Here is a 13,685-nt window from a genome sequence, read left to right as displayed (position 1 = left end):
TGAGTCATAAACCAATAAATCCATGAAACTTGCTATGACTATGCAATTTTCACCAATAATACGGGCAAAAAAAACGCCGGCACGAGGCCGGCGCGGGAGTAACAAGTGGATGACCGCTTAGTGGACCAGCAGCGCGTTGATCGGCGCCAGATCCTCTTCCTTCAGCGCGCCGGCCGCCCCTTTCAGGCGCAGGCCGTTCATGATGGTGTCGTAACGGGCTTTCGACAGGTCTTTCTGGGTCGAATACAGCAGTTTTTGCGCATTCAGCACGTCGATGTTGATACGCACGCCGACCTGGTAGCCCAGCTTGTTCGAATCCAGCGACGACTTGCTCGACACCTCGGCCGCTTCCAGCGCCTTGACCTGGGCCAGGCCGCTGGTCATGCCGAGAAAGGCCTGGCGGGCGTTCTGCGACGCCGCGCGGCGGGTCGCCTCCAGGTCGTTGCGGGCCTTGTCTTCCAGCGCGATGTTCTCGCGCACCTTGCTGGTCACGGCAAAGCCGCTGAACAGCGGAATGCTCCAGCTGACGCCGACCGCCGTGTTGTTGGTGGTGTTGCCGCCGGCGCCGTCGATGCCGCTGACGCCGGTCGTGTACTGGTGGCTCTTGCTGGCGGTCAGATTCACGGTCGGCATGTGGCCGGCGCGGCTGCGCGAAATCTCGCGCTTGGCGATTTCCAGGTTCAGGCCGGCGGCGACCACGGAATAGTTCTGGCTTTCGGCCGAGTTGATCCACGGATCGACGGTGGCCGGCGACGGCGGCTCGATGGTCACGCCGGTGCGCAGCGGCGCCAGCTCGCCCGGCGCCTTGCCGACAATCACCTGCAGCGCGGTGCGCTTGTTGTCCAGATCGTTGATGGCGGCAAATTCCTGCGCCACCACCAGGTCGTAGGCGGCCTGGGCTTCATGGGTATCGGTGATGGTCTGGGTGCCGACCTCGAAGTTGCGCTTGGCCGAGGCCAGCTGCTCGGTGGTCGCCACCTTCTGCGCCTGGGTCGCGGTCAGGTTGTCCTGCGCGGTCAGCACGTCGAAATAGGCTTGCGCCACGCGCAGGATCAGGTCTTGCTGGGCCTGTGAAAACGTGGCTTCCGAGGTGGCCTGCACCAGCTTGCTCTGCTGGTAGGTCTGCCAGGCATCCCAGTTGAACAGCGGCTGCGTCAGCGACACGGTGTAGGCATTGCTGTGCAGCTTGTTGCGGCTGTCGGTCATGATGTTGAACACCGGGTCCGGGCCGGCGTTGTAGCCCTCATTGCGCAGATTGCTGCCGCTGGCCGAAATGTTCGGCAGCAGGCCGGCACGCCCCTGTATCGTGCGTTCCTGACCGGCGCTGACCGAAGAGCGGGCGCTGGCGAAGGTCGCATCGTTGGCCAGTGCTTGCTGGTACACCTGGAGCAGGTCGGCCGCCTGTGCGTTGAGCGTCAAGAAGGCGCTGGTGATCAGCACGGCGATAAGGGGTTTCTGCATTGCGGTCTCCGTTGGAGTCATCAAAAGTTAAACAAATCAAAAACACTGCACCTCGGCGCCGCGCCCGCCGGCAGCGCGGCGGCCGTTCAATACTTGGCCATCGTGCTGTCGACTTGCAGTGCCCAGGCGTGTATGCCGCCGGTCAGGTTGACCATCTTGCCGAAGCCGTGATGCTCCAGGTAAGCGGCCACCTGCATGCTGCGCGCGCCGTGATGGCAGATGCAGACGATGGTTGCGTCCTCATCCAGATCGTCGATGCGCGCCGGTATGGTATTCATCGGGATGTGGAGCGCGCCATCGATGTGGCAGGTCTCCACTTCCCATTGTTCGCGCACGTCCAGCAACACCGGGTTGGGACGCGCCTCGTCGGCCAGCCAGCTGGCCAGGTCTTGCGCAGAAATCTGCTGCATGGCCGGCTCAGAACTTGAACTTCGACGGTTCCACTGCCGATGCCAGCGCCTTGACGTTGGTTTCGAACAGGGTGCGGGTGTCGTAGCCGGCTTCGCCGGTACGGGTCACCAGCTGCGCCTTCATCGCCGGCGCCTCGCCGATGATGACCGCCAGGCGGCCGCCCACCTTCAGCTGCTTGAGCAGCGCTTCCGGCAGCACCGGCAGCGAACCGGACACCACGATCACGTCGAACGGCGCGCCGTTGGACCAGCCCTGGGCGCCGTTGCCCTGCTCCACCGTGACATTGGTCACGCCGTTGGCGGCCAGGTTCTGCTCGGCCAGCGCCTTCAGTTCCGGCGAGATTTCCACCGTGGTCACGTGACGCGCCTTATGCGCCAGCAGCGCCGCCATGTAGCCGGAGCCGGCACCGACTTCCAGCACCGATTCATGCTTCTTCACCGCCACGTCCTGCAGCAGACGGGCTTCGATCTTCGGCGCCAGCATGACTTCGCCGCCAGGCAGCGGGATTTCGATGTCGGCAAACGCCAGCGCCTTGTGCGCGGCCGGCACGAAATTCTCGCGCTTGACGATGTGCAGCAGTTCCAGCACTTCCGCGTCCAGGACGTCCCATGGGCGGATTTGCTGTTCGATCATGTTGAAGCGGGCTTGTTCGATATTCATCTTGTAACTCAGGTCGGGATGGAGAATCCGTCATTTTATCGTTGAACTGGCGACGAGGCACATATTAACGATTCAATGGCCGGCGCGAGGGAAATTGCGACAGTCTGCAGATTTGGGGGGCTGAACCTACCAAAACGGCAAGCTGGATGGAAAAATCGGGACACATGGGCGGTCAATCCGCCTTCAGTCCGCGCAGGGTGGTGGCGATGAAGGTCTCCATGAAGGCCTGCGGCGCGATGGCCGGCATGTCGCAGGTCGGCATATAGGAGTGGGTCCACATCATCAGCATCATCACCGGGGCGACCAGCACCTGGGTCATGACCACGGTGTCGAGCGGGCGGAACTCGCCGCGCTCGATGCCGCGCGCCAGGATGCGGGTGATCAGGCTGCTGCCACGGGCCACCACTTCCTCGTTGTAAAACTGCGCGAGCTCGGGGAAGTTGTTGCCTTCGGCCAGCATCAGCTTGGTGATGCCGGCCAGCGGCGTGGCGCAGATCTCGGTCCACCAGGTCATCAGCACGGTGGCCAGCAGCTCGGCGCTGGCACCGTCAAAGGCGGCGGCCGCCTGCTCGGCGGCGCCGATGGTGGCGACGATGTTAGCGCGCACCACGGCCTTGAACAGCTCTTCCTTGTTGGTGAAATATAAATACAAAGTCCCTTTGGAGACACCGGCCTGCCTGGCCACGTCTTCCAGACGGGTGGCGGCATAACCGCGTTCGACAAACTGGTGCAAAGCCGCCGCCAGTAACTCCTGAGGCCGCGCGTCTTTCCGCCGCTCCCAGCGTGGCTTGGTGTCTTGAGAGGCTTGCATGGGCGATGTAATCTTAATAACTTACTTATAGGTCATTAATATAGTCGCAAGCCCTGGAGGCGTCAAGCGGCAGCCGGGTCGCCCCGGCGCCGGAACGAACCGACGCGGCGGATTTACCTGGCGCTCAGCGTCAACAGCTGCTGCAGATACTGCTTCCACAGCGCCGCCATGGTGTGGCTGCCGTGGCCGCGGGTGGCATCGGTGTACGGCAGCACGACCGCGCTGCCGCGCTTGACGCGCTTGATGCCGGTTTCCAGGATATTCAGCTCGGGCGGATTGATCAGATCGTCGGCGCTGTTCACGGCCAGCAGCGGCGCCTCGATCTTTTCCAGCCCCGGCGCCGGATCGTAGTCATACGACGCCTGCAGCTGGTACATCAGGTCGTTGGCATCCGTACTTTTCACGCCGGCCGCCACGTAGCTGTCGAGCGCGGCGTCGGCGGCGGCCAGGGTCGGCAGCTGCGCCTGACGCTGGATGGTGTTGCTGCTCATCAGATACAGCATTTGCTCGCCGGTCCGCAGGCTCGGCGGCTGAGTGGTGTAGTCGCCGCCCTTCCATTCCGGATCGTTGCGGATGGCGTCGATGACCACGCGCCGCCAGATGCGGTTACGGCCGGAGATCTGCGCCGGCACGCTGGCCAGCGGCATCAGCGCATCCATGAAGCGCGGATAGCGTTCGCCCCAGACCCACGATTGCATGCCGCCCATCGAGGTGCCCATCACCAGCCGCAGATGTTTCACGCCCAGGCCTTCTTTCAGCAAGCGGTGCTGGGCGTCGACCATGTCGTTGTAGCCGTAATGTGGAAAGCGCGCATGCAGACCGTCGCTGGGCTTGCTCGACTGGCCATGGCCTATGCCGTCGGTCAGGATGATGTAATAGCGCGTCGCGTCCAGCACGCCGCCGGGCGCAAACAGCTCGCCGGCGAATTCCGGCCGCAGGAACTGGGCGCCGCTGCCGCCGGTACCGTGGGTGACCAGCACAGCGTTCCTGACCACGCCCTGCGCATCGCGCTCGGGCGTCCCCAGCGTGCGGTAATGGATACGCAACTCGGCCAGCTTCTCGCCGGAGCCGAACTGGAAATTCTTGAGGATGAAATCGCCCTCGACCGGGGCGGGATAATTGGCAGTGGCGGCCTGGACGCTGCCCAGGACCAGCAGCAGCGAGAGGGAGGCAATAGCTTTCAGCATTGGACGCCTTCGGAAGTTGATTCGCCACTATCATAGCTCAGACCGACAGCAGGAAGCGTCGCCGCCTGCCGCCACCGGTTCGACAGCATCGACCGCTTATCGCTGATCAGGGCAGGTCGGCCAGATCCAGGTAGCCGCGGCGCATGCAGATGGCCACCGCGTGGGCACGGTCGTTGGCGCCCAGCTTGGGCAGGATCGAACGCATGTAGGTCTTGACGGTTTCCTCGCCGATGCCCAGCTCGTGGGCGATTTCGCGATTGGAACCGCCGCGCGCGACCAGGTGCATGATGGAACACTCGCGCGGCGTCAGATCATCCTTGACGCTGGCGGCGGACGGTTGCAGTTCGGACGGCCACGATTGCTGGCCGCTGTGCACCAGTCGTATCACCGCCAGCATGTTTTCCGACAACATGCTCTTGAGCAAATATGCCGAGGCGCCCACCTTGCGCGCCTGCTTGACCAGGGCATCGCCGTTATAGGTGCTCAGCACCACCACCTTGGCGAACGAGGCATAGCGGCGGATCGCGGCGATCGCCGACAGGCCGTCGCCGCCGGCCATGCGCAAGTCCATCAGGGTGACATCGGGGATGGTCTGTTTGAATGCATCGATGGCCGCGGCGCCGTCGCCGACACTGGCCACCAGTTGCATGTCCGGCGCGGTGTCGAGCATCAGGCGCACGCCTTCGCGCATCAGATAGTGGTCATCTGCCAGAAGGATACGTATGGGACGTGGATGGAATGCGTTCATGCCGTTACCTTAAGGACCAAGACTGCGAAACTGCAATACGAGTCCTTTCATTATAGTCCACTAACGGCGGCCCATTCCTCTCTCATCGGGCCGACGCCCGCGCGCTGTCGCTTCGTACGCCAGGTTCTTCTTGATACGCAAGGCAATGCGCGTGCCGCGTCCGGCTTCGCTGCGGACCTGGAGATCCGCGCCCATGCCGCGCGCGCGCTCGAGGATGCCTTGCAGGCCCCAATGCGCGGCCTCGCTGTCCCGCTCGCCTTCGCTGGCCAGGCCGCAGCCGTCATCGTGCACGGCCAGCTGGAATTCCTGACGGCCGTAGTCCACCACCAGGGTGATCATGCCGGCCCGCGCGTAGCGCGCGGCGTTGAACAGGGCTTCGCGGCCGATGGCGTAAATATCTTCGTAGACGCGCGCGCTCAGCGAGCGCGGCGTGCCGTGCAGACGCGCCTCGAACGCATGGCTGCCCAGCGCCGTCAACGTGTGGCCGAATTCGGACAGGCTGTCGAACAGCGTGCTGCTGGTGGACGGCGCGCGCAGATCCATGATCTGGTTGCGGCCTTCAACCAGCAACTGCTCGGCCATGCCGAGGGTGTGCGCCAGGCGCTCGCGTCCCTTGTCGTCCATGGGCGCCATCTCGTAATGCGCGCGGAACGACAGGATCAGCCCCTGTATGCTCTGCAACAAGGTATCGTGCAGCGAACGGGCGATGCGCGCGCGCTCGCTCAGGCGCGCCTGCATGCGCTGCGTCAGTGCGCGGAGGTGCAGCACATGCGCGCCATACAGCAGCGCCGCCGCGAGCATCACCAGCAGGAGGCGGCACCAGACCGACTGCACAAACGTCGGCGGAATCTCGAGGTCCACCGCGGCCAGCGCCGGATACCAGACGTCGTCCTCATTGGCGGCGCCGACTTCGAAGCGATAGCTGCCCGGCTGCAGATTGGTGTAGAACGCTTCGCGCCGTTCGACCGGCCCCTGCCAGCCGGCATCGACGCCGAGCAGGCGATAGCGGAAGCGCACGCGTTCCGGCATGCGCATTCCCAGCGCGGTGAATTCGATATGCAGGTCGTCCGTTCCCTCGGGCAGACGCAGCACGCCCCGCGCCGGCACCGCTACGGGCAGGGCGTACCTGCTGGTCGACACGCCGCGGATCAGCACCGGCGGCGCGACGCGGTTGCGCGCGATGTGCGCGGGATCGAGCACGAACACCGCGCTGCTGGTGCTGAACCACAGCCGGCCGTCGTCGCCGCGCAACAGCGAGGGGATGGGCCGCAACTGCCGGGCGTGTCCTTCCAGCCCGTCGCGCGCATCGAAGCGCTCGAAGGCGGGCATGGCGTCCGGGCGCTCCAGCCAGCCGGCGATCTGCCCGGCCGAAATGTGAAAAATCCCGTCGGCGCCATGCAGCCACAAGTCGCCGTCCGGCGTGCGCACCAGGCCGGACACGCCGCGGAACGCCTCGCCGCCCTGACCGCGCAGGCGCCGCAGCCGGCCCTGGCGGTACAGCATCACGCCGCGCTCGCCGCCCAGCCACATGCGGTCCAGGTCCGGCGTCAGCAGCAGCACGGCGCCCAGATCCAGCCCCGCCGCCGCATTCAGCTGGCGCGCCGGCCGGCCGGCATCATCGGTGACGGTCACCGTATTGTTGGCGTGGGCCAGCCACAGCGCGCCGCCGTCGTCGCTGGCCATGGCCAGGGTCAGCGCGCCGGCGTAGCGCGGCATCTCGTCGGCCCGGCGCCAGCGGCCGCCGGCCAGGCGGAACAGCGGGCCGCTGGAATACGACACCCACAGCACGCCCCGGCGGTCGCGCAGCATGGCCTGCGGCGCAAACCCGCGCACCTCTTCCGGCGCCGGCGTCAGCGACAGCCGGCCCTCCGGGCTGAGCGCAAAAATGCCGGCATCGGTGCCGAAAAACGCCGTGTCGTCCGCGCCGCGGTAGCTGGCGGTAATCGAGCCACGCGCGTTCAGCCGGCTCCAGTGCCGCCCGCTCTGGCGGTAGACCGCGCCGTTGGCCCGGTCGCCGATCAGGATCGAGGCGCGCGGTCCCAGCGCCACGCCGGGCTCCTCCAGCGGCTGCTCCAGCGTCACCGCGCTCAGACGGTTACGCCGCAGGCGGTCGAGGCCGGACGCCGTGCCGATCCAGATACTGCCCTCGCGGTCTTCGAAGAACGCTTGCGCCTGCGGTCCGCTCATGCCCGAACTGCGCGTCAGCCGCTGGTGCGGATAGCTGGCGCCGTCCGCGCCGAAGCGCCGTTCCACCCCGTCCGGATGCAGCACCCACATGGTCTGGTCGGCGCCGAAGCGCATGCCCATGCCGGGAAACGCCGGCTGCGGCGGCCGGCCCGCCGGCGGCGCCCCGGTCTGCACCCGAAAATAGCGATAGTGCGCGTCCCTGGCCCAGATGGCGCCATCCGGCCCCTCGGCCACCGCCAGCAGCTGCACGCGCGGCCAGGCCTGGGTGAAACGCTGCTGTCCGGGTCGGCGGAAGAACAGTCCCTGCAGCGTGCCCACCCATTGCGTGCCGTCGCGCGCGATCAGCACCTGGTAGACGAATTTCTCCGGCAGGCCGACCGCCCCGCCCAGCAGCTGGAAGCGTTTGGCGCCGGCCGCCAGCCAGGCCAGGCCATCGCGCGTGCCGACCCACACCGAGCCGTCGGCCGGCGCTTCGATATGGATCACGCCACCGAGCGGGAATCCCTCGGCCTCGCCGAATGTGTGCTTGCCGTCCGGACGAAACAGCGCGATGCCGCCCAGCCGGTAGCCGACCCACAGGCCGGACTTGCCGTCCGCGTTCAGCCCGATCACGTTGCTGGAATCCAGCGGATGGCCGTAGACGCTGTCCACCCGTTCGAAGTGCACGCCGTCGTAGCGATACAGGCCGGTGGCGGTGGCCACCCACAGCCAGCCGTCGGTGGTCTGCGTAATTTTCAGTACATCGGCCGGCGCGTTCTGCAAGCGGGTCCAGGCCGTGTGGGTGTAGTCCGAAAGCAGCGGCGCAGGTGCGGACGCCCCAGCCAGCAGATGGATGAGAAGCAGGCCTGTGGCCAGCGCGCGCTGGAGGAGACGGCAAATGATCACGGTGGACGGTATCGTCAGGATCATCCGAGTGTAACCAACAATATCAAGCCGCCACCGGACTGCGGATGCCGAAAGCGCTGGCGCCTTACCTAGAAGTGGGGGTGCGGCGGCATCGGGCTGGTCCGACAATGGCCGTGTCTCGCAAGCAGCAAGCATAGGCTCGACACCATCAGGCAAATCAAGGAGAACCTTGTCCACGGCGCCGAACGCGATGCGGCCCGGCGCATGCGGGCCGGGACCGTCACGCTGGACAGCGGCCACCTGCCGATGTTGTCGCAGCCGGACCAGGTAGCCGACCTCATCCTGCGCGCCGCGCGATCGATCGAATAACGTTTAGCCCAAGGAGTCACGATGAACATCCGTCAATGCATACTCGCCGCGCTGTGGTTGGCATGGTCGCTGGGCGCGCACGCGGCGCCACCCGAGGTCAGCTACCGCAGCGTGAAGGTGGACGGCGTCAATCTCTTCTACCGCGAGGCCGGTCCCAAGGATGCGCCGGCGATCCTGCTGCTGCACGGCTTTCCGGCCTCGTCGCACATGTTCCGCCACCTGATGCCGCTGCTGGCCGACCGCTATCGCCTGATCGCGCCCGACTACCCCGGCTTCGGCCAAAGCGACATGCCGCCGCCGGACAAGTTCACCTACAGCTTCGACAACGTGGCCAGCCTGATCGACAAGTTCACCGCCAGCGTCGGCCTGTCGCGCTACGCGCTGTATGTGCAGGATTACGGCGCGCCGGTCGGCTACCGCCTCGCCAGCGCCCATCCGGAGCGCATCACGGCCATCGTGGTGCAGAACGGCAATGCCTACGATGAGGGCATCGCCGGCGAATTCTGGGCCCAGTCCAAAGCCTGGTGGGCCGACCGCTCGGAAGCCAATACCGGCAAGATGCGCCCCATCCTGGACGCCGGCACCACCAAATGGCAATACATGGAAGGCGCGCGCAACCCGGAACATGTCAGCCCCGATGCCTGGACCCTGGATCAGGCCTATCTGGACCGCCCCGGCAACAAGGAAATCCAGCTCGAGCTGCTCTACAGCTACAGCAGCAATCCGCCGCGGTATGCGGCGTGGCAGGCGTATTTCCGCAAGTATCAGCCGCCGATGCTGATCGTCTGGGGCAAGAACGACAAGATCTTCCCGCCCACCGGCGCCTATCCGTATCTGCGCGACCTGCCCAAGGCCGAACTGCACCTGCTCGACAGCGGCCACTTCGCGCTGGAAGAGGACAGCCCGGCCATCGCCGCCTACATGCGGCCATTCCTGCAGCGTCACCTGAAACCGGCCGGAGGCTGACATGCACATCCATCCATGGGCAGCGCTGCTGCTGAGCGCGACGCTGGCGGCTTCCGCCGGCCATGCCGCGCCCATCCACAACATCGTGCTGGTGCACGGCGCCTTTGCCGACGGCTCGGGCTGGAAAGGCGTGGCCGACATCCTGACGGCGGCCGGCTACCACGTCAGCGTGGTGCAGCATCCCGATTCGTCGCTGAGCGAGGACGTGGCGGCGACGCGGCGCGTGCTGGACCGCCAGGACGGGCCGGCGGTGCTGGTCGGCCACAGCTACGGCGGCACCATCATCACCGAGGCCGGCAACCATCCGCAGGTGCAGGCGCTGGTCTATGTGTCCGCCTACGCGCCCGACGCCGGCGAAGACCCCAAGGCGCTGCGCGCGCTGCAGCCGGCGCCGACCAGCAACATCGTGCAGGTCGGCGACGGCTTCATCATCCGCGATCCCGCCACCTTCCCGGACGACTTCGCCGCCGACGTGCCCAGGGACGTGGCGCGTTTCATGGCGATCAGCCAGGTGGCCACCGCCACCCGGGCGCTGGCGGCGCCGGTCGGCGCGGCCGCCTGGCGCAACAAGCCCAGCTGGTACATCGTGTCCGCCGAGGACCGCATCATCAACCCGGAATTGCAGCGCTACATGGCCAGGCGCGCCAACAGCAAAACCGTGGAACTCAAGGGTAGCCACGCTGTCTTTATCGCGCAGCCGGCGGCGGTGGCCAGAATCATTCAAGAGGCGGCGCAATAGGCATCCCACCAGGAGATCGTCATGAGATTGAAACACGTACTGTTCATCGTCACCAACACCCACGAAATCGGCCCGCACAAGCGCAAGACCGGCTACTTTTTCCCCGAGATCGCGCACCCGGTCGAAGTTTTCGAGAAACATGGCTACGCGGTCGAATACAGTTCGCCGCTGGGCGGCGCGCCCAGCGACGACGGTTACGACGAGAAGGACCCGGCCCAGCTGGCGTTCAGGCACAGCAAGTCGATCCGGCGCCTGGCGCACAGCCGCAAATTAGCGGACGTCGATGTGCTCGACTATGACGTGGTGTTCGTGCCCGGCGGCCTGGGGCCGATGGCCGACATCGCCACCGATGCGGACGTGAAAGCGGCGCTGGCGCGCGCCTGGGATGGCGGCATGATCGTCGCGGCGGTGTGCCACGGCCCCTGCTCGCTGCTGAACGTCAAGCTCGGCGACGGCTCGTCGCTGCTCGCGGGCCGCAAGGTGACCGGCTTTTCCAACAAGGAAGAGGACGGCTATGCCAGGGACGATGTGCCCTTCATGCTGGAGGACGCGCTGAAGGCCGAGGGTGCGCAATACTCGTCGGCCGATCCGTGGCAGCCCAAGGTGGTGCTCGACGGCCGCCTGATGACCGGCCAGAACCCCGCCTCGGGCGGCCCGCTGGCGGAAGAAATCGTCAAGGCGCTGCGCTGACGTCTCATGCCCGTCATGGACGCCGCCGCCCCGATCAATGGCTGGGCGCCGCCGGGCAGCGTGACCATCAGGCCGGCCTGGCCCGGCGACAGGTTGAGGTTGCGCACAATCTGCGGCAACGGGCCGGCCGGAATTCCGGGGCCACCGCGGTCCACGAGACGGCCGCGGCATCGGCCGGCGGCTGCACACTGCGGCTGGCGGGTCCGATGGCGCTCATGGGAATTTCACCAGATTGAGCGCCGGCAGCGGACCGCCCGGGAATTGCTGCATGCGTCCCGCTTCGACGCCGCCGAGATCGAGCGCGAAGAAGCCCAGTTGATCGATCAGGCTGGCCACCACGGTCTTGGCGGCGGCATCGTCGCCGGACAGGAACAGCACGCGCCGCCCTCCCTCCGCGCGCGGGTCGCCGGCCAGCAGCGCCGGCAGCAGGTGGTTGAAGGCCTTGACCACGCGCGCGCCGGGCAGCAGATCGGCGATCACCGCGCTGGATGCCCGGCCGCCGAGGTCGATGGGCTGGAAGGCCGGCGCCTCGATCGGATTGTTGGCATCGACCACGATGCGGCCGTTCCATGGTCCCAGGTCGCGCACCGCGGCCGGGATCTTCGACCAGGGCACGGCGAGGAAGACCAGGTCGGCCCGCGCCGCCTGTTCGATGCCGGCCGGGGTGATGCCGGGCAGTCCGGCCGCCAGCTGCGCCAGCGACGCCGCGCCGCGGCTGTTGGCGATCAGCGCCGGGATGCCGCGCGCCGACAGGGCGCGCGCGATGGCGCTGCCGATGGCGCCCGCGCCGATGATAGCGATGTTCATGTCAGCCCCCTTACGCGGTAAAGCCGCCGTCGACCAGCAGCTCGGCGCCGGTCACGAACGCCGCCTCCGCGCTGGCCAGATACGCCACCGCCGCCGCCACGTCCTCGCCCCGGCCATAGCGGCCGACGGCGATGCCGGGCTTGACGAAATCGGCCACCGGCCCGTCGGCCGGGTTCATGTCCGAATCGGTGGGGCCGGGCTGCACGGTGTTGACGGTGATGCCGCGCGGGCCGAGGTCGCGCACCAGGCCGCGCGTGAAGCCGGTCACCGCGCCCTTGCTCAGGGTGTAGGCGGAGGCGGTGCCGAAGCCGGCGTACTGCACCATCGAGCTGCCGATGTGGACGATGCGGCCCCCCTGCCCCATGTGCTTCAGCGCTTCCTGGGTAGCGACGAACACGCCGGTCACGTTGACCGCCAGGATGCGCTGGAAGTCGTCGAAGGCGATCTCGCGCGGGTCGCCCAGCACGCTGATGCCGGCGTTGTTGACCAGGATGTCGACGCGGCCGAACCGCGCCGCCACCGCCGCCACTGCCTGGCGCACGCGCTCCGGGTTGCCGGCGTCGGCCTGGATGGCCAGCGCGCGGCCGCCGGCCGCCTCGATCGCGGCGACCACCTGCTGCGCCTTGTCCGGCGAGGCGTGGTAGGTGATGGCGACGGTGGCGCCGTCGGCCGCCAGGCGTTTGGCGATGGCGGCGCCGATGGAACGGCTGCCGCCGGTGACGATGGCGATCTTGTCGTGCAGTTTGCTCATGATGGATGTCCTTTCAAAGGTGATTGGCGATGGAACCAGTATGGCCGCGCCACTCCCCCAGCGGTAGTCGGAACTGGCTATAATCACTTTCAAGCAAATGTTGAAAGCCAGCCCGTGGAAACCCTGTCCAATCTCGAATCCTTCGTGCGCAGCGCCGAGCTGGCGAGCTTTTCGGAGGCGGCGCGCCGGCTGGCGCTGACGCCGGCCGCGGTCAGCCGCAACGTCGCCCAGCTGGAGCGCAACCTCGGCGTGCGCCTGTTCCAGCGCAGCACGCGGGGCCTGACCTTGACCGAGGCCGGCGAGCGCTTCCTGCAGGCCGTGTCCGGCGGGCTGGACAGCATCCAGGCCGCCATCGCCGGGGTCAGCACCCAGGCCGGCCAGCCGGCCGGCACCCTGAAGCTGAGCGCGGCGCCGGGCTTCGCCCGCGATTTCCTGCTGCCGCTGATGCCGGCCTTCCTCGATCGCTATCCGGCGGTGCGGCCGGACTGGCACCTGGACAACCGCCAGGTCGACCTGATCGCCGGCGGCTACGACGCCGCCATCGGCGGCGGCTTCGAGCTGACGCCGGGCGTGGTGGCGCGCGAACTGGCGCGCATCAAGATCATCGCGGTGGCCACGCCCGGCTATCTGCGCGGCCGGCGCCTGCCGCGCCAGCCGGCCGACCTGAGGGACTTCGACGGCATCGTGATGCGCTCGGCCATCACCGGCCGCCTGCGTCACATGGCGCTGCGCAACGGCGCCGGCCAGGAACAGCTGACGGAACTGACGCCGCGCATGACCATGACCGAGCCGGACGGGATGGTGCAGATGGTGCTGATGGGCATGGGCGTGGCGCTGCTGGCGGTGCCGAACGTGCTGCAATACCTGGAAAGCGGCCAGCTGGTGCGCATCCTGCCCGACTGGGCCGACGACGCCGGCGCGATTTCGCTGTACTTCGCCAGCCACAAGCTGCTGCCGGCGAAAACCCGCGCGCTTGTGGATTTCGTCGCACAATCTTTTCGCGAACAGGAACTGGCGCGGCGTTTTCTGGCATAAGATCACAGAACCGCGGC

At 66.9% G+C, this 13,685-nt stretch carries 13 protein-coding genes; 4 read left to right on the top strand and 9 right to left on the bottom strand.

The window, feature by feature from the left end; genetic code table 11:
• Positions 1–117 precede the first annotated feature (117 nt).
• From E4L98_RS14185 to E4L98_RS14155, 7 genes are all read right to left on the bottom strand, one after another.
• Entirely contained in the window at positions 118–1,461 is a 1,344-nt protein-coding gene (locus E4L98_RS14185) for a TolC family outer membrane protein (protein ID WP_135202202.1), read from the bottom strand.
• Positions 1,462–1,547: 86 nt separating this feature from the next.
• Positions 1,548–1,871 carry a rhodanese-like domain-containing protein gene (locus E4L98_RS14180; RefSeq protein WP_135202201.1) on the bottom strand — a complete coding sequence of 108 codons (324 nt, stop codon included), beginning with the start codon at positions 1,869–1,871 and terminating at the stop codon, positions 1,548–1,550.
• A gap of 7 nt (positions 1,872–1,878) precedes the next feature.
• Positions 1,879–2,532, bottom strand: a complete 654-nt coding sequence (locus E4L98_RS14175; RefSeq protein WP_135202200.1) for a protein-L-isoaspartate O-methyltransferase family protein — start codon at positions 2,530–2,532, stop codon at positions 1,879–1,881.
• Positions 2,533–2,704: 172 nt separating this feature from the next.
• A complete protein-coding gene (locus E4L98_RS14170; protein ID WP_135202199.1) occupies positions 2,705–3,343 on the bottom strand; it encodes a TetR/AcrR family transcriptional regulator in 639 nt (212 codons plus the stop codon).
• A gap of 113 nt (positions 3,344–3,456) precedes the next feature.
• Positions 3,457–4,530: an alpha/beta fold hydrolase gene (locus E4L98_RS14165; RefSeq protein WP_135202198.1), complete on the bottom strand. Its 1,074-nt coding sequence runs from the start codon at positions 4,528–4,530 to the stop codon at positions 3,457–3,459.
• Between the two features lie 106 nt (positions 4,531–4,636).
• Positions 4,637–5,278 carry a response regulator transcription factor gene (locus tag E4L98_RS14160; protein WP_135202197.1) on the bottom strand — a complete coding sequence of 214 codons (642 nt, stop codon included), beginning with the start codon at positions 5,276–5,278 and terminating at the stop codon, positions 4,637–4,639.
• A 60-nt stretch (positions 5,279–5,338) separates the two neighbouring features.
• Positions 5,339–8,374, bottom strand: a complete 3,036-nt coding sequence (locus E4L98_RS14155; protein ID WP_135202196.1) for a sensor histidine kinase — start codon at positions 8,372–8,374, stop codon at positions 5,339–5,341.
• 327 nt (positions 8,375–8,701) lie between these two features.
• Here E4L98_RS14155 and E4L98_RS14150 point away from each other — a divergent pair, with 327 nt between their 5' ends.
• Genes E4L98_RS14150 through E4L98_RS14140 form a run of 3 tightly spaced genes read left to right on the top strand, consistent with a single transcriptional unit; the run spans position 8,702 to position 11,075 of the window.
• Positions 8,702–9,646, top strand: coding sequence for an alpha/beta fold hydrolase (locus E4L98_RS14150; protein ID WP_135202195.1), 945 nt, complete (start codon positions 8,702–8,704; stop codon positions 9,644–9,646).
• A 1-nt stretch (position 9,647) separates the two neighbouring features.
• On the top strand, positions 9,648–10,385 hold the full coding sequence (locus tag E4L98_RS14145) for an alpha/beta fold hydrolase (protein ID WP_135202194.1): 738 nt from the start codon (positions 9,648–9,650) through the stop codon (positions 10,383–10,385).
• Positions 10,386–10,406: 21 nt separating this feature from the next.
• Complete coding sequence (locus E4L98_RS14140; RefSeq protein WP_135202193.1) at positions 10,407–11,075, top strand: type 1 glutamine amidotransferase domain-containing protein; 669 nt, start codon at positions 10,407–10,409, stop codon at positions 11,073–11,075.
• A 213-nt stretch (positions 11,076–11,288) separates the two neighbouring features.
• Here E4L98_RS14140 and E4L98_RS14135 read toward each other — a convergent pair whose 3' ends face one another.
• The gene (locus E4L98_RS14135) at positions 11,289–11,882 is read right to left on the bottom strand and encodes an NADPH-dependent F420 reductase (RefSeq protein WP_135202192.1); all 594 of its coding nucleotides are present in this window, start codon (positions 11,880–11,882) and stop codon (positions 11,289–11,291) included.
• A gap of 10 nt (positions 11,883–11,892) precedes the next feature.
• Positions 11,893–12,633 carry an SDR family oxidoreductase gene (locus E4L98_RS14130; RefSeq protein ID WP_135202191.1) on the bottom strand — a complete coding sequence of 247 codons (741 nt, stop codon included), beginning with the start codon at positions 12,631–12,633 and terminating at the stop codon, positions 11,893–11,895.
• A gap of 114 nt (positions 12,634–12,747) precedes the next feature.
• On the opposite strand from E4L98_RS14130, the gene E4L98_RS14125 reads away from it, so the two are divergent.
• Entirely contained in the window at positions 12,748–13,668 is a 921-nt protein-coding gene (locus E4L98_RS14125; protein WP_135202190.1) for a LysR family transcriptional regulator, read from the top strand.
• Positions 13,669–13,685 lie beyond the last annotated feature (17 nt).

This window comes from Duganella callida, from assembly GCF_004614165.1.
Taxonomy (GTDB): Bacteria; Pseudomonadota; Gammaproteobacteria; order Burkholderiales; family Burkholderiaceae_D; genus Rugamonas; species Rugamonas callida.
This window is presented reverse-complemented; position numbering and strand designations above follow the sequence as displayed.

Bases quoted from the DNA above. Each gene is read 5' to 3' on its own strand.
- E4L98_RS14185 (WP_135202202.1), bottom strand. From the start codon at position 1,461: ATGCAGAAACCCCTTATCGCCGTGCTGATCACCAGCGCCTTCTTGACG.
- E4L98_RS14180 (WP_135202201.1), bottom strand. From the start codon at position 1,871: ATGCAGCAGATTTCTGCGCAAGACCTGGCCAGCTGGCTGGCCGACGAG.
- E4L98_RS14175 (WP_135202200.1), bottom strand. From the start codon at position 2,532: ATGAATATCGAACAAGCCCGCTTCAACATGATCGAACAGCAAATCCGC.
- E4L98_RS14170 (WP_135202199.1), bottom strand. From the start codon at position 3,343: ATGCAAGCCTCTCAAGACACCAAGCCACGCTGGGAGCGGCGGAAAGAC.
- E4L98_RS14165 (WP_135202198.1), bottom strand. From the start codon at position 4,530: ATGCTGAAAGCTATTGCCTCCCTCTCGCTGCTGCTGGTCCTGGGCAGC.
- E4L98_RS14160 (WP_135202197.1), bottom strand. From the start codon at position 5,278: ATGAACGCATTCCATCCACGTCCCATACGTATCCTTCTGGCAGATGAC.
- E4L98_RS14155 (WP_135202196.1), bottom strand. From the start codon at position 8,374: ATGATCCTGACGATACCGTCCACCGTGATCATTTGCCGTCTCCTCCAG.
- E4L98_RS14150 (WP_135202195.1), top strand. From the start codon at position 8,702: ATGAACATCCGTCAATGCATACTCGCCGCGCTGTGGTTGGCATGGTCG.
- E4L98_RS14145 (WP_135202194.1), top strand. From the start codon at position 9,648: ATGCACATCCATCCATGGGCAGCGCTGCTGCTGAGCGCGACGCTGGCG.
- E4L98_RS14140 (WP_135202193.1), top strand. From the start codon at position 10,407: ATGAGATTGAAACACGTACTGTTCATCGTCACCAACACCCACGAAATC.
- E4L98_RS14135 (WP_135202192.1), bottom strand. From the start codon at position 11,882: ATGAACATCGCTATCATCGGCGCGGGCGCCATCGGCAGCGCCATCGCG.
- E4L98_RS14130 (WP_135202191.1), bottom strand. From the start codon at position 12,633: ATGAGCAAACTGCACGACAAGATCGCCATCGTCACCGGCGGCAGCCGT.